Consider the following 20,431-nt stretch of genomic DNA (forward strand, 5'->3'; position numbering starts at 1 on the left):
TCGAGCGATATGCGTCACGAACTGAAGACGCGCGCCCTTATATATTCCATCGCATGCTCCGCCGGCGCAGCTCTAGCGCCCTCAAGATATAATTAACTATAGGTGCAAAAGCCTGCATTAATAATGCAACTAAAATGTGGCGCAAAGGCTGAAGCGGATTTAGCGCGTCTGCGCTTTGCGCTCGGCGGCGGCCATGACTGCCATCGCCACATCGGTGACGATCGCGCGCGCTCGCTTGGGAGGCAGTTGATAGTGGCCTCGCAGCATCTCCCAGCACGCCCATGAACAGACGACATGCAGTTTCATGAGCAGCTCGCGTTTTTCGCTGGGAGAGAAGGACTTCAACGTAGAGCCGAGTGCTTTAGCGAGTTGCTGACCCGCCGCATCGCGCGCCTTTTTCATAGCCTGTGCTACATCGGGCTCGACGTTCTCGACCATTGCCGCAGTCCGGTGAAAGGGCGTGACGAATTCGAGCCGCCGCATGTGAGTATCGATGAATCGCTCGAGCCTTTCGGCGGCAGACGCGCGATCAGGTATCTCATCGGCAAAGAATTCACTGCTCTGCGCCTGCATCCGATTGAATGCCGCGAGCCTGAGCGCGCGCAGATCGGAAAAATAGTTAAAGATTGCGCGCAGCGACATTCCCGCCCGTTCAGCAGTTTCGCGCGCGGTCGGCGCAGGAACTCCGCCGCGGATGAGGTCTATATATGCGTTCAGGATACTTTCGTGAGCCTGCTCTCTGAGGCGCAGGCCTTTGGCGGTTCGCCCATCAATGCGTTTCTTCATCTACGATCCTAATCCCGAAATAAGGACATGACAAAATGCTGCGTCAGCTTCAACTCGACGCTTAGGTATAAAGTGCGTTTTGCAACTTCGCACCCGGCCGCCTCGCGCGGCTTGTTATCTCGCGCGTCATTTTGCGAGTATCGAGTAAGACTTGTTTGGAGAGAAAGCAAATGAGCAACACGGTGACCACGCGCGCCGGCAGAACAGAAGGAATCGATCAGGACGGTCTCCTGGTGTTCAAGGGCATTCCGTATGCGGCTCCGCCGGCGGGAGCGCTGCGTTGGATGCCGCCGACACCGGCGGCGGCGTGGAGCGGCACGCGCGATGCGCGCAGCTTCGCTCCGGTGGGCCATCAGAACCGGGCCCAGATCGGTGCCCTCACCGCGATGACCGTGAACGGTGAGATGTCCGAGGATTGCCTCTACCTCAATATCTGGACGCCCGGCACGAGCGGCGCGCCGCGCCCCGTGATGCTCTGGATTCACGGCGGCGGCTTCACCATCGGCTCCGGCTCGCAAGAGATCTACGACGGCGCGACGCTCGCCAAGCGCGGCAACGCCGTGGTCGTAACGATCAATTATCGCCTGGGACCGCTGGGCTTCCTGCGCCTATCGGACATCACCAATGGCAGGATCCCTTCGACGGGCAACGAGGGCATCCTCGATCAAATTGCGGCGCTCGAATGGGTTCGCGACAATATCGCCGAGTTCGGCGGCGATTCCGACAACGTGACGATCTTCGGCGAATCGGCCGGTGGCATGAGCGTCGGCACTCTGCTCGCCGCGCCCGCGGCACGCGGATTGTTCCACAAAGCGATTCCGCAAAGCGGCTCGTGCAATACGGCGACCTCGGCGCAGCGCGCCAATCATGTCGCCGAGCACGTGCTGAAGACGCTCGGAGTATCGCCCGCGCATCCCGAGCAGCTGCACGGGCTCACCCCCGAGGCTCTCCTCAAGGGCACGCTGCTGCCGAACGGCATGCCCAGCCCTGAACTCGGGATGGCGTATCAACCGGTGGTTGACGGAGCGGCGCTGCCGAAAGCCGCGATCGATCTCGTTGCCGAGGGCGCGACGGCCGGTGTCTCGATCATGGTCGGGTCGACGGCCGAGGAATGGAAGCTGTTCGCCTCGATGGACGCGCGCATCGCTGATCTCGATCGTAAGGGCCTGGGCGCGCGGATCGGCCGCCGGCTGGCTCCTGAAGCGGCCGACGCGCTAATCGCGGCCTACGAACAAGCGCGCTCCGGACGCGGCGAACCGACGACTCCAGCCGAGCTGTTCTCCGCGATCGAGAGTGACCGCGTGTTTCGCATCCCCGGAATCCGGCTCGCCGAGATCAAGTCGCGCCGTGAACAAAATGTTTACAGCTACCTGTTCACGTGGAAGTCGCCGGCGCTGCGCGGACGGCTTGGATCGTGCCACGCGCTGGAGCTGGGATTCGTTTTCGGCACCAATAATGTGCCCGGCATGAAATCCTTCGCCGGCAGCGGTCCGGATGCCGATCGGCTCGCGACCGCGATGCAGGATGCGTGGCTCGCATTCGCGCGTACGGGAAATCCGAGTTGCGAGAGCGTCGGCGCGTGGCCGACGTACACCGAAGCGCGGCGCGCAACGATGATGTTTGACGCGAAGAGCGGCAGCGCCGATGCGCCGATGGACCAGGAGCGCCGCGCCTGGGACGGGATGCCGAGCGCGATCATCGGCGCTCTCTGATTTCGCACGAGGGTCTTTTTTGGCCTTTCAGCGGCTGTTAAAATCCGCCGCATGCCACAATCGAGGTCTGCTTCAGAAGCCGGTCGCCCGGAGACGCCGGAGTCTTCCGATTCGACCACGTCCGCGGTCGACGAGCCTGACCAACGGCGGCGCGGCCTCTTGGCGCGCCATCTCCCGCACACGCCGCTGTTCCGTTTCCTTGGCTACGTGCGGCCGCATCTTTGGCTGGTCGCGGGCGGGTCGGTCATGGGCGTGCTCAAGTTCACGCTGCCGCTCGCGTTTCCGCTCGCCTTTAAGTACGTCTTCGACGTTCTGCTCGTACCGCAACCGCGAATGGAGCCGGTCAACCGTCTGATCGACCGATGGTGCGCGTCGCTGGCGAGCTTGCTTCATCTGAGCGCCGGCGCTCCCGGCAGGCTCGAGGCTCTCACCGCCGCGCTTTTCGCTCTCTTCATCGTCCAGGCGTTCGCGACTTACTATCGCAACTACTGGGCGAGCATGGCGGGGCATCGCCTCATCTTTGATCTGCGCTACGCGCTGTTCCGGCATATGCAGCGCTTGTCGCACTCCTTTTTCGATCGCACGACGTCGGGCGGAATCGTGTCACGCTTCACCGCCGATATCATGCTCGCGCAGAACTTCGTCGGCTCTGCCATGACGAATATCTGGATCGACAGCGTGCCGCTCACGCTCGTGGTTTGGATCCTGTTCGTGCTCGACGCGCGGCTGGCGTGGATCTCGATGATCGTCGTGCCGTTTTACGTGATCGTCATCCGCATCCTTTCGCCGCGCATCAAGAAGGCGAGCCACGAACTGCAGGAAGTCGTCGAGGAGTTTTCCGGCGAGCTCCAGGAGCGGGTGGCCGGCGTCGCGACCGTCAAGTCATTCGCCCGCGAGGAGCAGGAAGCGCAGCGGTTCTTCACCCGCACGACGGAGCTCTACGACCTGACCATCGAAAACGTGAAGCTCACTTCCGAGCATCAGATGTTCACCGAGTTCATCACGCGCGCCGCGCCGCTCGTGGTGATCTGGGCGGGCTCGGTCTTCATCCTGCACGGCAAGATGGCGCTCGGCACGATGGTCGCCTTCTACGCGTACCTGTCGGCGCTCTACCTGCCGCTGCAACGCTTCTCGGAGTTGTCGAGTATCGTGGCGAGCTCGCTCGCCGCGATCGAAAGGATCTTCACCTTCTTCGACGAGACGCCCGAAGTGCGCGACCAGCCGGGAGCGACGGAGCTGCGCGCGACTCGCGGCGAAGTCGAGATCGACAACCTGTCATTCGGTTACCAGCCGCTTGACGGCGGCGCGCGGCGGCGAATCCTGCACGACGTAAATCTTCACGTTCCCGCGGGAACCACGGTCGCGCTCGTCGGCCGCTCGGGCGCGGGCAAGACCACGCTCGCCAGCCTGATCCCGCGCTTCTATGAGCCCGACTCGGGATCGATCCGAATCGACGGCACCGATATCTCAACGGTCACGCTCAAGTCGCTGCGCGATTCGATCGGAATCGTACCGCAGGATGCCGTGCTGTTCAGCGCCTCGATTCGCGAGAACGTCCAGTACGGGCGCCCGGACGCGCCCGACGACGACGTGTGGCACGCGCTCGAGCAAGCCAACATCCGCGAGTTTGTCGAATCGCTGCCGGAGCAGCTTGGAACGATGATCGGCGAAGGCGGTCTGCGTCCTTCGACGGGGCAGCGCCAGCGCCTCGCGCTCGCGCGCGTGTTCCTCAAGAACCCGCCCATATTGATTCTGGACGAGGCGACCTCGGGACTCGATTCCGAGGTGGAGAACCTCATTCACGACGCAGTGCGGCGCCTGATGAAGGGTCGCACGTCGTTTCTGATAGCGCATCGCCTGGCGAGCGCGGTGGAATCCGACGTTATCGTCGTGCTCGATCGCGGCCGCATTGTTGAGGTCGCGCCGCACGGAGAACTGCTCCACACGGGCGGAGTGTACGCGCAGCTCTACAACGAGCAGACGCGCAAACTGATGGTCACGCCCGAGCATTCGGCGCGTGTCCCGGGTTCCCTGCGCGCGATGCGCCGCGTTGCCGACGCTGAATAGCTAGGCGCGCGCGATCGCGGATTCGATTCGCGTGCCCTTGAAGAAATTCGGATTGTTCGCGGTCCAGAATTCGAGCGGCGTCGCGTAGACGAACTGGCGCAGCTCGCCCGGGCTCATCAACCCATGGTCAACGAGCTCCGTCGTTTCTTCGAGGCACTCGCTCATGTCGGGCACGTCCCAGTGTCCGATGTCGGAGCCGTAAAACGCATTGAGGTGCAGATCGAAGGGTGTGCCCATCGGACGGTAGGCCATCATCGTGAGCGGATCGTCGCCCTCGCATCCGAAGTAAAACTGCCTCTGGAAAATATCGCGGATGTCTTCCGGTGAGCGCACGCCGCTCTGGCGCCATTCATCGATCTGCGCCGGGTCGCCCGCCGCGAAGCCGCCATAGTTGGCGCGTCCGAGAATACGATCAGCATCGCCGTGCAACGTGCCGGTGCCATAGCGCGCGAGCAACTCGTTGAACAGCTTTCGGTCGGTCGATTGCGGATCGTAGTGCTTGATTGCCTCGCCGTTGCGCTTCTTCCAGTGCCCGATCAGCTCGCAGAAGAGGGTGCGCGCCCACGCGACGCCGCCCTCGAGAAAGCCGAACTTCAATTTTGGAAATCGCGTCGGAATGCCGCCGAGCAGGAGGCCTTTGCAGATCGCGTCGGCGCTCGCGGCGAAGTTGCCGATATGGTTGTGCACGTAGTTCGAAATCGAGGTGCGTGCGCCCCATCCGTAGCCGACGGAATGGAACGTCGGCGAGATTCCCAGCTCAACGCACTTGGCCCAGAACGGATCGTAGTCGTGCTCGCTGTCGAGGCCGAAGGTGTCCATCCAGTAGGTGTATTTCGCGGCGCCGGGAAATTCGCGCGCGACCTTGGGAATCGAACGCCGCACGTAACTCGCGACCATCGCCGCTTTGAGTCGCGCCTCTCTGACCGCATAATCGAGCTCCGCAATCGCCTCGGCAGGGGTATGCATCGGAATCGTCGCCGCCGCGATGAGGCGATCGGAAAACTCGCCGAACAGATCCGCCTTCATCCGGTTGAGCGCTCGAGCGCTGGCGCGGCGAATCTCCTCGTCGGCGATCTCGAGCGTGACGAGCGCGATCGTCGGGTAGACGACGGATACGTCGAGGCCCATCTCGTCGAGGCGCTCGTGCATCAGCTTCGGCATCGTGGCCGTCGCGAGATCGAGCGTGTTGCGCGCGGGATTCGCCCACCATGTCGGTTTCAGCTTGCGCAAATCACGCCGTTCGGCCTGGCTCGATTTCATCCAGCGCGGATCGCCGAACGTATCTTCGAGCGCGAGCGGAAAGCGCTCGACGACTCGGGTGCCTGCGACATCGGCGAGGTAATCGAGGAACACGGCCATCGATTCGATGGTGTGGCCGTCGGAGTCGATCACCGGATGAGTCAGCCGCGACCTGATCTCGGCGGATTTCGATTTGGCGCGCGCACTCATCGTCGTGCTCCGGCTCAGTTCAGGCCCAGACTCCGCCGGCGTTGCTCTTGTATCCGAGCGCGCGATAAGCGGCGTCGATCAGCGACTGTCCGCGATCGTTCATCAGGATGCCGATGCCCATGCGGTTCATCGAGTAGCCGAAACTCATGTGGCAACTCGGATCGGCGAAGCCAATCGAACCGCCCGCGCCGACGTGGCCGAAGGCCGGCTCCGAGATGATGAGTGAGCAGTTCTTCGCGTTGTCGAGGCGTCGATTGTCCATCGCTTTCATGAAGCCGAGAGAAAATCGCGACGGGATTTTGAGCGTCGCATCGTCGTGCGTTGCGACCGAACAGAGCGCCATCCGCGTCAGCGTGTCAGCACCGACGAGCTTCACGCCGCCGAGCGAGCCGCCGTTGGCGAGTGGAGCATAGAGGCCCGCAAGACCGCGCCCGTTGGAAATTCCATTGGCGGAGCCGATCTCGGCGGCGCGCGCCTCACGCGTGTTCACGTTGAAACCGCCCATGTTGAACAGGAAGTAGAAGGGCGGCGAATCGCGATCGGCAACGGCGGCTTTCGAGATCCGGCTGTTACGCACTTCGTCGGTGATCGGTGCGTAGATCATTGGCGCGACGCGCGATTCATATTGCTCCGGCAGGCCGATCCAGAAATCGATGCCGAGCGGGCCCGCAACTTCGTCGCGGAAGAATTCGCCGAGGCGCTTGCCAGACGCGCGATGCACCATCTCGCCTACAGTCCACGCCGACGTGATGCCGTGGTAGCCGTTGCGCGTGCCGGGAACCCAGAAGGGCGCTTCGCGCTCGAGCATCCCGATCATGTACTCGTAGTCGTAAAATCCGCCGTTCCGCACCTGCGTGCGCAGATGCGGCAGGCCGACCGAGTGATCGAGCATCATCGCGACGAGGGCCGATTCCTTGCCTGCCTGGCCAAACTCGGGCCAGTAGCGCGTAACCGGAGCGTCGAGCTCGAGCTTGCCGCGATCGGCCAGCATATGCGCGCAAATCGCCGATGCGCCCTTGGTCGCGGAGAACACGATCGAGACGGTGTCGCGCGACCATTCCGGGCCGTCCTCCGCGACCTTGCCGCCCCAAAGATCGACAACGGTGCGGCCCTCGGCCGTGATGCATACGCTCGCGCCGAGCTCGTCGCGCTTTTGAAAATTCTCGACGAAAACGTCGAGCACGCCGTCGAAGCGCGGATCGCATTCGCCCTGAACCTGACCAACGTTCGTTTTCACTGAAATTGTGCGATTAGCCATAACTGTCGCGTCGGCTCCTTGTGAATCGAACACTATGACGAGTGACGGCGCATCGGCAATCCTCGCGCGTCCGCCTGACGCAGCGCCGATGCATGAGCTAGTCTCTGCCTTCGATTTGAATCGGGACAAAGGTGCGGCGCGCAATGACCTATCGCGGACAACTGTTCATCGTGCTGCTGACGTTGGTGGTCGTCAGCACCAGCCTCTTCGCGGCTGCTAGTTATCTCATCTGCAACCGCCTGCTGCAGCGCGAGGTGCATCGCAAGGTTCACTCGATCGCTGCGACCGGCGCGCTGATGCTCCATGCTGACAGCATTGCGCAAATCGCATCCGCCGGCACCGCGGCCAAGCCGCAGTACACCCAAATCGAAGACCAGTTGAAGGCGATTCGCGACGCGAATCGCCGACAGGATGTGAACGTCGATCACATTTTCATCCTGATACCGTCGCGCGACAATCCGCAGCAGGTCGTCTATGGCGTCGATACCGGCGAGGAGTCCGGCCTCGCACATCACGCCGGCGATCCCTTCGTCGCCAATGGCCAGCAGGCGGCGAATCTCGAAAACCTGCACCGGCTCGATAATCAATTGGATAATTTTCAGTTCCGCTACGATGTGGGTCTCGCCCCGATTTACGATCGCTCCGGCAAGCTGATAGCCGAGTTGGGGGTGAAGCTCGGATGGGCTCCTGACACGATGCTCGGCAACGTCTGGAAGTACCTGGCACCGCCGTTCGCGGTCACCGTCGTGATCGCGATCGTCACGGCAATCATGCTGTCTCGCGGTGTAACGGTCCCGCTCTACAGCCTGCGCGGGACGGTGGATGCGATAGGCAAGGGGAACCTCGAGGCAGCGGCGGAGGTTCGGGGCACGGTGGAATTCAAGGAGATGGCGAGCGCGATCAATCTGATGACTCGCGGCTTACGCGAACGCAAGATGATCGAGCAGGCGTTTTCGGGATACCTGTCGCGTGAGGTGCTCGACCAGATACTGCGCGACGGCAAGGTGCCGGAACTGAAGGGTGTGCGGCGGCGCATCAGCGTTTTGTTCGCCGATATCCGCAATTTCACCTCGATGTCGGAAGCGCGGCGGCCCGAGGAAGTCGTCGAAGTGCTGAGCGAGTTCTTCGCGCGGATGGTGCCCGTGGTGCAGAAAAACGGCGGCTACATCGACAAATTCACCGGCGATGGCATGATGGCGACATTTGGCGCGATCGTCGAAGACCCGGGCCACGAAACGCACGCGGTCGCGAGCGCGATCGAAATGCAACGCGCGCTGCATCAGCTATGCGCGAAATGGCAAGGCGAGGGCCGCAGCGGCTTCGCGATGGGCATCGGCGTCAACTCGGGCAACGCGGTCGTTGGGAATATCGGCACCGAAGCTCACATGGAGTTTACAGCGATCGGCGACACGGTGAATCTCGCGTCGCGATTGCAGACTGCGACCAAGGAATTCGACGCCGAGATCCTGGTGAGCGAGGAGACTCGCGCGGCGGCGCAATCACAGTTCAGGTGGAATTCCCTCGGCGGAATCCACGTCAAAGGACGAGTGCAGCGAGTCCAGGTTTACGGCGTCGCGACGGACGCTTCCTAGCCCAGGCCGCGAGCACCCGCGAGGACATCTTCGATCGTTCCCTCGGCGGGAACGCTCAGCACATGATGGCTGTGCCATAGCGCGTAGAAGATCATGCTCCACGCCGGTTGCGCACGATTTGCAGGATCCGCGAACGCGCGCTGCACTTCTTGGTGCGAGAACATTTCGGCGATGCCCGGCTGCTCAGCGACCATCCTCGTGACCAGCGTCTTCTTCGCCGCGATCCATTCGCCGATCGGCGGATTGAATCCTTTCTTCTTCGCGTAGGGCTCTGCCGCCGGGATGTTCTTCGCCACCCAATCGCGCAGGAGACGCTTGCTCATTCGCGTCGTCGCCTTTAACTGGTCCGGCAAGAGAAACGCGAATTGCGATACCACCGGATCGAGAAATGGCGTGCGGCCTTCGACGCCATGCGCCATCATGCAACGATCGATCTTGGTGAGCAGATCGTTGGGCAGCCATTCGGCACAATCTGCCGCCTGCAGGCGCTGGATGAACGTACGGCCGGGCAAGGCCTCCTCGCGCTCGGCGCGGGCAAGGCCATCGCGCCATCCGCTCATCGCATCGTCAGCGAGTCCGTCGCATTCGCCGCGCGTGCGCGCATGACGGCTGAAAGCGCCGCCGAACCAGCTCGCGCGCCGATAGCGACTGTATCCACAAAACATCTCGTCACCACCTTCTCCGGTGAGCACAACAGTGACGAGGCTTTTTACGGCCTTCGCGAGCAGGAAGGTCGGCAGCGTCGCGGGATCGGTCGTCGGATCGTCATGCGCCGCGGCGACGCGCGGCGCATAATTCCAGAAATCGTTCTCGGTCATCTCGATCATGTGATGGTCGGCGCCGACTGATCGCGCGATTCGTTCCGCCGCGGCGCGCTCGTCAGCGGCGCGGCTGCCCGGAAAGCCGACGGTCAGCGCAACGACGGGCTTAGGCGAGAGCTGCGCCATCAGCGCGAGCACGGTCGAGGAATCGATTCCGCCGGACAAAAAGAGCCCGTAGGGAACGTCCGAGCGCAGATGATGCGCGGCACTGTCGCGCAGGATTTCGTCGAGTTTCTGAAATGCCTGGTCATAGGTAACTTCGAGCGGCCCGCCCTCGGGCAACGCGCGACGCCGGCGCCGCTCGATAGTCTGTCCGTTGCTAACAACGAGTGTCTCGCCCGGCAGCATCCGGTGGATCTGCGAAAAGATCGTATTGGGACCGGTGCTGAACTTGAGCTGGAACAGTTCAGCGCGCGGCTGCGGACGGATTTGACGATCGGCAAGTCCGGCCGCGATCAGTGCCTGCGCCTCAGATGCGAACGCGAAGCATTCTGACGTTTCCACATAGTAAAGGGGTTTGATGCCGAACGGATCGCGAGTGAGTATCAGCTTCGAGGTGGCGGGATCGTAAATCGCGATGGCGTACATGCCGCGCAGGTCGTCGACAAAGTCAAGTCCTTTGCGCCGATACAGATGCAGCGGCGACTCGCAGTCGGAGCCGGTATTGAATGGCGCATCGGGAAATCGCTTGCGGAGTTCAGGGTCGTTGTAGATCTCGCCGTTCGCGACGAGCACCGCGCCCTGCGGATCGTAAAACGGCTGATCGCCGGTCTGCAAATCGATGATCGCAAGGCGTGTATTGAGCAGGCCGACGGGACCTTCGAGATGACGCCCGTGACCGTCAGGCCCGCGATGCGCAAGCGCAGCCTGCAAGCGATCGAGCACCGCGGCCTCGGCCCGGCGCCCGTCGCGCATCATCACTCCAGCAATTCCACACACGCGGAGCAGGAGTTTCGCACGATTCCTAAAGGCACGAAAGCCGAGTCGCGGACTTATTCAAGCATATCTACGTTTTCGGATTGAACTCCCAATTTGGTCGGGAACGCAGCCTCTTGGAAAAACTACACGGTACGCAAAGCGCCGGAAAGTCCTCGCAAAATTAGGCGGAGAACAATCGGCATGGTCGATGCACTCTATCTGAGTTGTCGAAACGAGGTGAGAAAGATGAACAAACGTAAACTATTGGCTATCGCGCAAGCCATTCTGCTTTCAGTGGCAATGTTTTCCGCAACCGGCTGCTTCGTCGGCTACGGCGGCGGCGGATGGGGCTGGCATCATCACGAATGGCATGAGCATCGCTAATCGAGCCAATGCGAATCGCGATTCGCAAATCACTGGATCAACAAAGTCAACCGGCGCGGAAGACGAGAGCTTCTGCGCTGGTTGAAAGTCCGAAGTTCTGACAACAATCCATTCAATTTGTAGCGGCTGCGCAGAAGTAGATGGCAAGGATTGCGTCTGCTCTTCGTCGACATTGAGGCATCTATCTCGATAAGATCGATGAGGCGAACCATGTTGATGACGAAGCGCAAACCGGCGGCCACTGTCGGCGAAATTCTACTTGAAGAGTTCATGGGGCCGATGGGTTTGACGCAGGCCGCACTAGCTGACGCGATGGGTGTACAGCGCAAACACGTTGACGAGTTGTGCAACAACCGTCGCATGGTGACGGCGGCGACCTCTTTGATCCGGGCGCGCGTGTTTGGCAATACTCCCGACTTCTGGCTGAACGTCCAGCGCCGTACTGACTTATGGGAAGCGATGAACAGTCCGCGCGAGCGCGAGCGCATCGAGCGCGCGTAGCCGCTCGGCACGACGGCCTGACCGCGCTGCATAGCTGGCGGAGGGGGTGGGATTCGAACCCACGGGCGACTCACGCCGCCGCCGGTTTTCAAGACCGGTGCCTTCAACCACTCGGCCACCCCTCCATCTGCTTGCGTCAAATATTTATAGGAATCGAATATCGCACGCGAACGTCTATTCTGGCGAGCGTCGCAAGCGCAGCCGCGCGGGGGAGATCTCGGATGAGCGTTCGTCATGTCGCAGCAATTTCAATCGCGGGATGGTTCCTGATGACTGCCCCGATGACCAATCAAGGTGTCGATCAATCGGCGCCGCTCGCGGAGTGGAAGAGGGCGCGTCACTTCGATTCCGAACCCGACTGTGATGCGGAGCGCCGCGACGCGATCAACGCCGCACAGGACGAGGCCGAGCTTGCGCCCAACAGCGACGTCGACCAGGGCAACAAGCAGGACACGAGTGTGGCGATGGATGCGGCGGTATCGGCGCAGTGTATCGCGGACAACGATCCGCGGTTAAACGGGAAGGGTCTGGAGGACGCGGTGGGCAGCGGCATGTTCAGAAAGCTGGCGCCTGGGCTGGTTCCGCACTAAGCCGATTCTGTTGCGCCTCAGTTGACTCTCGCGAACCAAGCCAGCGCGCGCTAGTTTCGCCCGTATGCTGAAAGGCTCATGCGCTTGTGGGCGCCTTCGATACGAGATTCGAGGACAACTGCTCGGGCCGATTACGTATTGCCACTGCTGGCGATGCCGCAAGCACTCCGGTTCGAGCTTCGGTACGACCGCCGGGATGCGGGCCGGCGAGTTTGCAGTCGTGGACGGCAAGGATCTTCTGTCGACATGGGAATCGAGCCCGGGATTCCATCGGTACTTCGCGAGCTGCTGCGGCTCACCCATCTACAAGCTCAACGACGCGAGCCCCAACGTGCTGGGCCTCCGGATGGGCACCCTCGATACCGATCCCGGCCGCGCCGCCGAAGTTCACTTCATGTCGGGCTCGAAATGTCCGTGGGTGGAGCTCAAGGACGACCTTCGCCAGTAGCCGGGCGGGCCGCCATTCGGCAAATGCGATTAGAGGTCGCCGGGCGGTTTGAATTTTGGCATCGGCTTGGACAAAATTAACCGATCGTTCAATCGAACTGGAGCTGATTCGAAATGCCGCTGACCACCGATGAAATCGTTGCGCGCGTTGAGCGCGATGGCGTGTATGTGATCGAGAATTTCATCCCGCCCGAGCTGCTGGCGCGGATTCGCAACCGTGTCGATGAGCTCAATGCCGGCGAGCGCCGCGCAGGCAACGCCTTCCTCGAGTCGGAGGGAGTCAATCAGCGCGTCTTCAATCTCGTCAACAAGGGCGAGGTCTTCGAGGAGATCGTGCAACATTCCGAGGTCATGACGGTGATGAACAAGCTGCTCGGCGGCGATTTCATCCTGTCAGGATTTTCATCGAACACGACCGCGCCCGGCGGTGAGGAAATGGCGCTGCATTCGGATTCGGGATATGTCCCGCCGCCGCATCCTGAGTACCTGCTGTCGGCAAACGCAGTGTGGATGATCGACGAATTCAGCGATGAGAACGGCGGCACGCGCTACGTTCCCGGATCGCACAAGCTCAGGACGAATCCCGAGCCTGGCAAGGATTACGACACGGTACCGATCGTCGGACCTGCCGGCTCAGTCGCGATCCTTCACGGCTACACCTGGCACAAGACCGGCGCTAACGTGTCGCGCGACAGTATCCGCCGCGCGCTGTTCGGATATTACGTGCGTCCGTTTCTTCGCGTGCAGGAGAATCACCTCGTCTCGGTGCGCGAGGAAGTATGGCATCGCGCATCGCCGACGTTGCGACATCTGCTGGGCGGCGACCTGTGGCTCAATTCGATCGGTTTCGTCGACGGGCCGCCCGAGGCGATGCGCAAGATGGCGTTCCCGCGCCGCGCCCAGGGCACCAAGCTCGGTGCGTTTACGCCCGAACCGCTGCGCGCGAAGTAAGGAGACTTTCCTCGCGCCACCGCGTGTGGTTCGCTTCAAAGTTCGGAGCGAATCACATGAATCCGAAAGATGTTGTCTCCGCGTGGGTCGAGGCTTTCAATCGCGCCGACGTTGATGCGCTCGCGGCGCTGTACACGGCCGATGCAATCAACCACCAGGTGGCGGAGGCGCCGGTCCAAGGCCGCGAGGCGATTCGCGCGATGTTCACGAGCGATTTCGCGCGCACGAAGATGATCTGCATCGTCGAGCACATCTTCCACGACGGCGAGTGGGCGATTCTGGAGTGGCGCGATCCTGAGGGCCTGCGCGGATGCGGCTTCTTTCACGTCGTCGAGGGCAAGATCGCTTTCCAGCGCGGTTACTGGGACAAGCTATCGTTCCTGCGGCTGCACCACCTGCCGATTCCCGAGCGGTAGGCGCTCTTCACATAATGTCTCGCTGCCGGTAACTGTCAGGATATCGACGTCGGCGCCGCTTCCTCCGCCGCCTGAGCCGGAGGTTGTTCGGCAGCCTTCGCGACGGGTTTTTTCGCGCGTGCCGGCTTCGATTTGGACTTCGCCGCGCGGCGCGGCGGCGGGCTCAGCTTTTCGTTTTCGTTCCACAACTTGATACCGCCGAGGATGCCGTCTTCGTTGCTGATCGCGAACACGTTGGGCGGCAGCTTGAACGATATCCTGGCCGCGCTTCCGCCGCCGATGTAGAGGCGGTCGTAGTTGAACGCCCGCGCCAGGTCATCGATTGCCTCGCGCAGCATCTTGTTCCATTTCTTGACGCCTTTTTTCTTGAGCGCCTTGTGCCCCAGCTCATCCTCGTAGGTCTTGCCCTTGTGAAACGGATGATGCCCGAGCTCGAGATGGATGCGATGCCCATCGACGAACAGCACCGAGCCGAATCCCGTGCCGAGGGTGATTACGAGCTCGTCGCCTTTGCCGGTGATGCATCCGAGGCCCTGCACGTCGGCATCGTTGGCGAGGCGCACGGGTACTTTGAACTTCTTCGCGAGCTCGGCTTCGAGGGGGTAATCCGTCCAGCCTTTGCCGAGATTGGCGGCGGTGAAGACGCGGCCGTCCTTGATCACACCAGGAAAGCCGACAGATATACGATCGAAATCTCCGGCTTCGCTCGCGAGATCCTTGATGACGCCGACCACTTTCTTCGGCGTCGCATTCTTCGGGGTCTCGATTTTCTGGCGCTCGCCGAGCGGCTTGCCCTTGGCGTCGAGGGCCATCGCCTTGATGCCGGTGCCGCCGATATCGACCGCGAGGGTACGCGGACCCGTGCCTGCGATCGCCTTTGAGTTCTTGTTCATTCGTGCCGCGTTATTGTCCGCGCGCTCCACAGGATCGTCTGCCACCTGGTTTCAGCTCCTTGTCAAAGATGGATCGGTCGTCGACCGCCGGGCAAGTCTTTATATCGCAGTCGCCCGCGGACTGCATTCATCTGGATTACGCCGCAAGCGGCATGCTAAGCGATTCGCTCGCGGAGCGAGGGCGTGGGATCCACACTAAACCGCTGGTTCGGCCTGGAGCGCGCGGGCAGCACCGCGCGCCGCGAGATCGTCGCAGGCCTCACGACGTTCTTCACGATGTCGTACATCATCGCGGTCAATCCCGCGATCCTGCACGCGGCCGGGATTCCCGAAGGCCCCTCGATGGTCGCGACCGCCATCACCGCCGCATTCGGCTCGCTGGTAATGGGTCTCTACGCGAATCGCCCCTTCGCGATCGCGCCGTACATGGGCGAGAACGCCTTCGTCGCGTTCACCGTCGTGCGCGTGCTCGGCTATTCGTGGCAGACCGCGCTCGGCGCCGTTTTTATCGCCGGCATCCTGTTCACGCTGCTGACCATCGCGCGCGTCCGGCAATGGATGCTCGAGGCGATCCCGCCCGGCCTGAGTCACAGCTTCGCCGCCGGCATCGGGCTCTTCCTCACGTTTATCGGACTCAACGAGGCCGGTCTCGTGTCGATCGGCGTGCCGGGCGCGCCGGTGAAGCTCGGCGATCTGGGCGCGCATCCGATACAGATCGCGGTCGTGAGCTTCCTCCTGATTTCGATCTTGATGATGCGCCGCGTGCCGGGCGCGATCCTGATCGGAATCCTTGCGTCCGCGGCACTCGCGTTCGTGACCGGCGTCGCGCCGACCCCGGCGCAGTGGGTGAGCATGCCGCCGAATCCGATGCCGATCGTGCTCCAGCTCAATGTGCGCGGCGCGCTCAGCGTCGGATTCTTTGGCGTGTTGCTCTCGATCTTCGTGATGGCGCTGATCGATACGATGGGCTCGCTCATCGGCGTATCGTCGCGCGCCGGCTTTCTCGACCAGAACGGCAACCTGCCCGGCATCGAGCGCCCGATGCTCGCCGATGCGCTCGCAACCGTATTCGCCGCGCTCGTCGGCACCACGACTTCGGGCGTGTTCGTCGAATCCGCGGCGGGCGTGGAGGCGGGCGGCCGAACCGGCCTCACGGCAGTCGTCGTGGCGATACTGTTCCTGTGCTCGCTGTTCCTCGCGCCGCTGGTCGGCGCGATACCGCGTGAGGCCTATGCGCCCGCGCTAATCGTCGTAGGGTCGATGATGCTGGCGCCGATCGCGAAGATTCGGTTCGACGATTACACCGAATCGATTCCCGCCTTCGCCGTGATCGCGCTAATGAGCTTCACCTACAACATCGGCGTCGGCATCACCGCCGGGCTCGTGCTCTATCCGATGTTCAAGCTCGCCGCGGGCCGCGGGCGCGAAGTGCGCCCGGGGCTGTGGGCGCTGTGCGCACTGTCGCTCGCGTTCTTCGCCTTCTATCCCTACGGCAAGTGACGCTGCTTCGAGGCGATCAGTGCGGCGGCCTCTTTCGCGACGCGGGTGCCTTCGAAGAAGCGCGGATTCGCTTCGCCCCAGAAGCGCACCGGGTTGGCAAACATGAAGTCGCGAAAATCGTCCGCGGTGATTAGCTCGTCCTCGAGCAGCTCGTAGGCCTCGGGCACAACCTCCTTCATATCCTGCACGTCGAAATGACCGATATCGGAACCGAACAGCACGTTGAGCTTGGCGCCGTATGGGTTGGCCTTGCGATTGAACGCGTAGGAGTTCGCGGGATCGTCAGCTTCGCATCCGAAGTAGAAATTGTTCACGAACAGATCGCGGATGTCCTCGGCGCGTTTGATCTTGCACGCCGCGTAGTCGTCGAGCTCGCGGATTCCGCCGATCGCCTCGCTCTGTCCGGCGCGATCTTTCGACGCCTCTTCCTCGGCGCCGGTATTCCACTTGCCGCCGTATTGCTTAACGAACTTCGCGAGCGCGGCGTGATCGAGATTTGCGGGATTCACTTCTTCCAGCGCTTCGCGGTTGCGTTTTTTCCAGTGTCCGATGAGATCGTTGTAGAGGCCGCAAGCCCATCCCACGCCGCCTTCGAGGAAGCCCATCTTCAGCGTCGGGAAGCGCCGCGTCACTCCGCCGAGAAACATCGCTTTGCACACGGCCTCGCTCGCCGCAGCGAAGTGGCCGATATGATTGAAGACAAAGTTGGTCGGCGAGATGCGCAGTCCGAGGCCGCGTGAGCCGGAATGAAAGGTCGGTGAGATGCCGAGCTCGACGCACTTCGCCCACACCGGGTCGTAGTCGTATTCGCTGTCGAGCCCGAGCAGGTCGAGCCAGGTCGCCGAGCGGGCTGCCGCAGGATCCTTCTCGGCGATCGCCTGGATCGGGCGGCGCACCAGGCTTGCCATCATCACGACCTTGAGCCCGAGGTTTTTCACGACGTGCTCGAGTTCCGCGATCGCTTCCTCCGGCGTATGCATCGGGATCACCGCCGCCGGCGTCATCCGATCGGAAAACTCGCCGAAAAAATCCGCCACGAAATTGTTGAACGCCCGGCACGTCACGCGCCGCGTTTCGTCGTCATGATGGAACGCGACGCCGAGTCCCGAAGTTGGGTAGAGCACCGTGAAATCGATCCCAAACTCATCGAGCCGCTCGTAGAGCAGGTGCGGCAGGATCTCGGTCGCGCGATCGAGCGTGTTCCTGGTCGGAATCGCCCAAAACGCCTCCTGCGCGCGGCGCTTGCGCTTGCGATCGTCAACCGAGGCTGTAAGCGCGCGCCCGACGTGCGCGTTGAAGGCAGTGAAGCCTTCGACCGCCCGCTGGCCGCCATGCTTGTGCAGCTCGCGCAGGATGAAAGGTCCGTATTCGAGCCAGTGCCCGTCCGCGTCGATAATCGGATGCTTCAGTCCGGCCCGGATTTTTTGCGCATGTGATTGAGTCGACATCGCAGCGCCTCCAGTGATCGCACTTGTCTTGGCGGGAGCTTAGTACCATCCCGCTACATCCGCCAAGTCGCGTGCATTCGCGGCCCGCCGCTTTGTCCAAAAAATCTCTCTCCCGTGACTTAACGGGAGACGGATTTCGGCGGCGCACGCCTTAGCCCCAGACGCGGCGCGCGATTTCGGAGACTAGCGCGAGCTTGCCTTCCTGGACGCCTTCGGTGATGGGGTTGCCTTCCCATACCGTGCCGAAGCCGCATTGGGTTGAGATGCCGAGGCGATCGAGCGCGACGTATCGCGAAGCCTCCTCGATACGCTTGACAATCGCGTCGATCGGTTCCATCTCGGAGCGCTTGGTCGAGATGAGGCCGAGCACGACGGACTTGTCGCCGGGAACGTCGCGCAGCGGCTCGAATGAGCCCGAGCGCCAGTCGTCGTATTCCAGCAGCAGGCGCGGGAAATTCGGCGTGTGCGTGAAGACCTGCCTGGCGATCGAGTCGTAGCCGCCTTCGCCGACGTAGTAACCCTTGTTGTTGCCGCGGCACATGTGAAGCTCGAAGGTCACGCCGCGGATCTCCGCTGCCATGGAGTTGACAATGTCGATACCGTCAGTGAGCAGGCGATTGGGATCCATTCCGCGATCGGCGAAGTCCTGCTGGCGCCGCTCCGGATCGCAGAGCATCCCAAGCTCGGGTGCATCGATCTGGATGCATTCGCATCCGAGCGCGGCGAGCTCCAGCGCTTCCTGGCGGACGATCGCGGCCGCATCAGCGAAGAGATCGAATGGATCGGGATAGGCGCCGCGCGAATACTCGGGCGACCATCTGAGCGTCATCATCAGCGGGCTCGGCAGCGTCACTTTGAGGGGCGCCTTGGCGCGGCCGCGCGCATAGCTGAACTCCTCGTTGGTGAGTGAGCGTGTGCGCCGAATCTTTTCGACGACGGCGTACTGCACCTGGATCTCGGTCTCCTCGCCCTTCGTGCCCTGCTCGTGAGGCTTGCGCCAGACGCGTTTGAAGGCGGGAATTTCCTGGACGCCGGTGATTACGTCGGTGAGCGGTGCGATGAAGTGGGTGCGGCGCATCTCGCCATCGGTGATCCTCTCGAGCCCGCATTTTTCCTGCAGCGCAATCGCTTCGTCCACGGCACGATCCTCGATGCGCTTGAAGTCGCACGTCGCCATCGCGTCCGCTTGCCATTTGTTGCGGGCGTCCTTGAGGTACTGCGGCCGCAGCATCGAGCCGATCACTTCAGCGCGATAATTTTCAGTCATCTTGTCGCTCCTGGTTCGCTCAAGGATGACACAAAAAATGAGCGCACTGTGCTTTCGCGCTGCTCACTTCGCTCACCATGAGGCAAGGAGATTTCGCTCAGGTCGCAGAGAATCAATTTGTTCACAGCCTCTCAGGATGACAGAGTGGACGGCAGCCAATTGATCCGGCAACAATTAGTTAGCATTAGATTCGGTCATCCCGAGCGAAGTCGAGGGATCTTGGAGGCCCCCAAAGGGGCCGGTGCCAGACATCGCGCGCGGCGCTTTCATTTATTCACAAACCCCTCAACCCCAGATTTCACGCGCTGTCTCGACCACCAGTCGGAGCTTCGCAATCTCTTCGTCAACGCTCAGGCGATTGCCCTCGACGGTGGACGAGAATCCGCATTGCGGACTGAGGCAGAGTTGCTCGAGCGGGACGTAGCGCGCGGCTTCGTCGACGCGCCGCTTCAGTTCCTCCTTGGTTTCGAGCGCGCCGCGCTTGGTGCTGACGAGACCCAGCACGACCATCTTGTTTTTCGGCACGAAGCGCAGCGGCGCGAAGCCGCCCGAGCGGGCGTCATCGTACTCCAGGAAGAAGGCATCGACGTTGAGCTCACCGAAGAGCGCTTCGGCGACGTAGTCGTAGCCGCCGGACGCAACCCACGACGAGCGGAAATTGCCGCGGCACGAATGCGTGCAAATCGTCATCCCTGGCGGCCGCTTCACGAGCGCGGCGTTGAGGGTCTTGATGTAAGTGAGATGCTGCCGTGCGCCGTCGCCGCCCAGGTTCTGAATATACTCGCGCTGCGTCGGATCGTTGAGATAGGCGAGGCTCGTGTCGTCGAGTTGAAGATAGGTGCAGCCGAGCGCGCCGAGCGAGGCGATCTGGTCGGCGTATGCGGCGGCCAGATCGTGCCAGAACTCCTCGATGTCGGGATAAATCGATTCGTCGATCGCGGCGCGGCCGCCGCGGTAATGAATCATGCTCGGCGAGGGGATGCTGAGCTTCGGCGTGACGCGAGTCGCGGACTTGAGAAAGCGGAAATCGTCGCCGAAGATGCAGCGCTCGAATTTCAGCTTACCGCCGACGTGAAGCGCGGCGGGCGTGAATTCGATGTCGCCCTTCTCGTTGTGGAAGCGAACGGTCAGGTTGTCACGCGCCTTGGTGACGCCGCCAAGCTGATAGAGAAAATCCATGTGCCACGAGGCGCGGCGGAACTCGCCGTCAGTAGCGCACTGAAGACCGACCTCGTCCTGCAGCTTGACGACGGCGCGAATCGCATCATCTTCGATCTTGCGTAACTCGGATGCGCCAATGCGTCCATGGTGGAAATCGTCGCGCGCGGTGAGCACCGATTGCGGCCGCAGCAGGCTGCCGACGTGTTCGGCGCGAAACGGCGGTGTGGTTCGCCGGGCCATTAAGGCAGAGACTCGCACGATCAAGTGCTG

18 protein-coding genes and 1 tRNA gene are annotated in these 20,431 nt (G+C 62.1%); 10 read left to right on the forward strand and 9 right to left on the reverse strand.

All coding sequences use genetic code 11. The features are described 5' to 3' along the window. Positions 1-159 precede the first annotated feature (159 nt). Positions 160-786 carry a hypothetical protein gene (locus tag VMA09_00620; protein ID HUA32079.1) on the reverse strand — a complete coding sequence of 209 codons (627 nt, stop codon included), beginning with the start codon at positions 784-786 and terminating at the stop codon, positions 160-162. A 170-nt stretch (positions 787-956) separates the two neighbouring features. Here VMA09_00620 and VMA09_00625 point away from each other — a divergent pair, with 170 nt between their 5' ends. Both VMA09_00625 and VMA09_00630 read left to right on the forward strand, forming a co-directional pair. Further along, positions 957-2,498, forward strand: coding sequence for a carboxylesterase/lipase family protein (locus tag VMA09_00625; protein HUA32080.1), 1,542 nt, complete (start codon positions 957-959; stop codon positions 2,496-2,498). Positions 2,499-2,657: 159 nt separating this feature from the next. Next, the gene (locus VMA09_00630) at positions 2,658-4,565 is read left to right on the forward strand and encodes an ABC transporter ATP-binding protein (GenBank protein ID HUA32081.1); all 1,908 of its coding nucleotides are present in this window, start codon (positions 2,658-2,660) and stop codon (positions 4,563-4,565) included. On the opposite strand, the gene VMA09_00635 is transcribed toward VMA09_00630, so the two are convergent. Together VMA09_00635 and VMA09_00640 are read right to left on the reverse strand one after the other, a co-directional pair. After that, a complete protein-coding gene (locus tag VMA09_00635) occupies positions 4,566-6,014 on the reverse strand; it encodes an amidohydrolase family protein (protein HUA32082.1) in 1,449 nt (482 codons plus the stop codon). Between the two features lie 19 nt (positions 6,015-6,033). Beyond that, on the reverse strand, positions 6,034-7,272 hold the full coding sequence (locus VMA09_00640) for a serine hydrolase domain-containing protein (GenBank protein HUA32083.1): 1,239 nt from the start codon (positions 7,270-7,272) through the stop codon (positions 6,034-6,036). Positions 7,273-7,415: 143 nt separating this feature from the next. Between VMA09_00640 and VMA09_00645 the strand changes: the two genes are divergently transcribed. After that, on the forward strand, positions 7,416-8,864 hold the full coding sequence (locus VMA09_00645) for an adenylate/guanylate cyclase domain-containing protein (protein HUA32084.1): 1,449 nt from the start codon (positions 7,416-7,418) through the stop codon (positions 8,862-8,864). Here VMA09_00645 and asnB read toward each other — a convergent pair. Then, on the reverse strand, positions 8,861-10,624 hold the full coding sequence (gene asnB, locus VMA09_00650) for an asparagine synthase (glutamine-hydrolyzing) (GenBank protein ID HUA32085.1): 1,764 nt from the start codon (positions 10,622-10,624) through the stop codon (positions 8,861-8,863). The two genes, VMA09_00645 and asnB, sit on opposite strands and share 4 nt — an antisense overlap. Positions 10,625-10,849: 225 nt before the next feature. Between asnB and VMA09_00655 the strand changes: the two genes are divergently transcribed. Both VMA09_00655 and VMA09_00660 read left to right on the forward strand, forming a co-directional pair. Next, entirely contained in the window at positions 10,850-10,987 is a 138-nt protein-coding gene (locus VMA09_00655; GenBank protein HUA32086.1) for a hypothetical protein, read from the forward strand. Positions 10,988-11,203: 216 nt separating this feature from the next. Beyond that, positions 11,204-11,488 carry a HigA family addiction module antitoxin gene (locus tag VMA09_00660; protein HUA32087.1) on the forward strand — a complete coding sequence of 95 codons (285 nt, stop codon included), beginning with the start codon at positions 11,204-11,206 and terminating at the stop codon, positions 11,486-11,488. 35 nt (positions 11,489-11,523) lie between these two features. Here the strand turns inward: VMA09_00660 and VMA09_00665 are convergent. Then, a tRNA-Ser gene (locus tag VMA09_00665) sits at positions 11,524-11,613 on the reverse strand. A 96-nt stretch (positions 11,614-11,709) separates the two neighbouring features. On the opposite strand from VMA09_00665, the gene VMA09_00670 reads away from it, so the two are divergent. The 4 genes from VMA09_00670 to VMA09_00685 all read left to right on the forward strand — a co-directional run bounded on the left by VMA09_00670 (position 11,710) and on the right by VMA09_00685 (position 13,892). After that, entirely contained in the window at positions 11,710-12,078 is a 369-nt protein-coding gene (locus VMA09_00670) for a hypothetical protein (GenBank protein HUA32088.1), read from the forward strand. Positions 12,079-12,142: 64 nt separating this feature from the next. After that, on the forward strand, positions 12,143-12,526 hold the full coding sequence (locus VMA09_00675) for a GFA family protein (GenBank protein ID HUA32089.1): 384 nt from the start codon (positions 12,143-12,145) through the stop codon (positions 12,524-12,526). A gap of 113 nt (positions 12,527-12,639) precedes the next feature. After that, positions 12,640-13,476, forward strand: a complete 837-nt coding sequence (locus VMA09_00680) for a phytanoyl-CoA dioxygenase family protein (GenBank protein ID HUA32090.1) — start codon at positions 12,640-12,642, stop codon at positions 13,474-13,476. 56 nt (positions 13,477-13,532) lie between these two features. Continuing rightward, the gene (locus tag VMA09_00685; protein HUA32091.1) at positions 13,533-13,892 is read left to right on the forward strand and encodes a nuclear transport factor 2 family protein; all 360 of its coding nucleotides are present in this window, start codon (positions 13,533-13,535) and stop codon (positions 13,890-13,892) included. Positions 13,893-13,927: 35 nt separating this feature from the next. On the opposite strand, the gene VMA09_00690 is transcribed toward VMA09_00685, so the two are convergent. Beyond that, positions 13,928-14,830, reverse strand: coding sequence for an ROK family protein (locus VMA09_00690; GenBank protein ID HUA32092.1), 903 nt, complete (start codon positions 14,828-14,830; stop codon positions 13,928-13,930). 138 nt (positions 14,831-14,968) lie between these two features. On the opposite strand from VMA09_00690, the gene VMA09_00695 reads away from it, so the two are divergent. Then, positions 14,969-16,285, forward strand: a complete 1,317-nt coding sequence (locus tag VMA09_00695) for an NCS2 family permease (protein ID HUA32093.1) — start codon at positions 14,969-14,971, stop codon at positions 16,283-16,285. On the opposite strand, the gene VMA09_00700 is transcribed toward VMA09_00695, so the two are convergent. The 3 genes from VMA09_00700 to VMA09_00710 form a co-directional block, all read right to left on the reverse strand. After that, positions 16,273-17,733, reverse strand: coding sequence for an amidohydrolase family protein (locus VMA09_00700; protein ID HUA32094.1), 1,461 nt, complete (start codon positions 17,731-17,733; stop codon positions 16,273-16,275). The genes VMA09_00695 and VMA09_00700 overlap by 13 nt on opposite strands. 151 nt (positions 17,734-17,884) lie before the next feature. Next, positions 17,885-19,000: a cobalamin-independent methionine synthase II family protein gene (locus VMA09_00705; GenBank protein ID HUA32095.1), complete on the reverse strand. Its 1,116-nt coding sequence runs from the start codon at positions 18,998-19,000 to the stop codon at positions 17,885-17,887. 285 nt (positions 19,001-19,285) lie between these two features. Continuing rightward, positions 19,286-20,401: a 5-methyltetrahydropteroyltriglutamate--homocysteine S-methyltransferase gene (locus tag VMA09_00710; protein HUA32096.1), complete on the reverse strand. Its 1,116-nt coding sequence runs from the start codon at positions 20,399-20,401 to the stop codon at positions 19,286-19,288. Positions 20,402-20,431: the final 30 nt, after the last annotated feature.

The organism is Candidatus Binataceae bacterium, from assembly GCA_035508495.1.
Lineage (GTDB): Bacteria > Desulfobacterota > Binatia > Binatales > Binataceae > JASHPB01.

Coding starts and splice junctions, on each gene's coding strand:
- VMA09_00620 (HUA32079.1), bottom strand. CDS start 786: ATGAAGAAACGCATTGATGGGCGAACCGCCAAAGGCCTGCGCCTCAGA.
- VMA09_00625 (HUA32080.1), top strand. CDS start 957: ATGAGCAACACGGTGACCACGCGCGCCGGCAGAACAGAAGGAATCGAT.
- VMA09_00635 (HUA32082.1), bottom strand. CDS start 6,014: ATGAGTGCGCGCGCCAAATCGAAATCCGCCGAGATCAGGTCGCGGCTG.
- VMA09_00640 (HUA32083.1), bottom strand. CDS start 7,272: ATGGCTAATCGCACAATTTCAGTGAAAACGAACGTTGGTCAGGTTCAG.
- VMA09_00645 (HUA32084.1), top strand. CDS start 7,416: ATGACCTATCGCGGACAACTGTTCATCGTGCTGCTGACGTTGGTGGTC.
- VMA09_00655 (HUA32086.1), top strand. CDS start 10,850: ATGAACAAACGTAAACTATTGGCTATCGCGCAAGCCATTCTGCTTTCA.
- VMA09_00660 (HUA32087.1), top strand. CDS start 11,204: ATGACGAAGCGCAAACCGGCGGCCACTGTCGGCGAAATTCTACTTGAA.
- VMA09_00670 (HUA32088.1), top strand. CDS start 11,710: ATGAGCGTTCGTCATGTCGCAGCAATTTCAATCGCGGGATGGTTCCTG.
- VMA09_00675 (HUA32089.1), top strand. CDS start 12,143: ATGCTGAAAGGCTCATGCGCTTGTGGGCGCCTTCGATACGAGATTCGA.
- VMA09_00680 (HUA32090.1), top strand. CDS start 12,640: ATGCCGCTGACCACCGATGAAATCGTTGCGCGCGTTGAGCGCGATGGC.
- VMA09_00685 (HUA32091.1), top strand. CDS start 13,533: ATGAATCCGAAAGATGTTGTCTCCGCGTGGGTCGAGGCTTTCAATCGC.
- VMA09_00700 (HUA32094.1), bottom strand. CDS start 17,733: ATGTCGACTCAATCACATGCGCAAAAAATCCGGGCCGGACTGAAGCAT.
- VMA09_00705 (HUA32095.1), bottom strand. CDS start 19,000: ATGACTGAAAATTATCGCGCTGAAGTGATCGGCTCGATGCTGCGGCCG.
- VMA09_00710 (HUA32096.1), bottom strand. CDS start 20,401: ATGGCCCGGCGAACCACACCGCCGTTTCGCGCCGAACACGTCGGCAGC.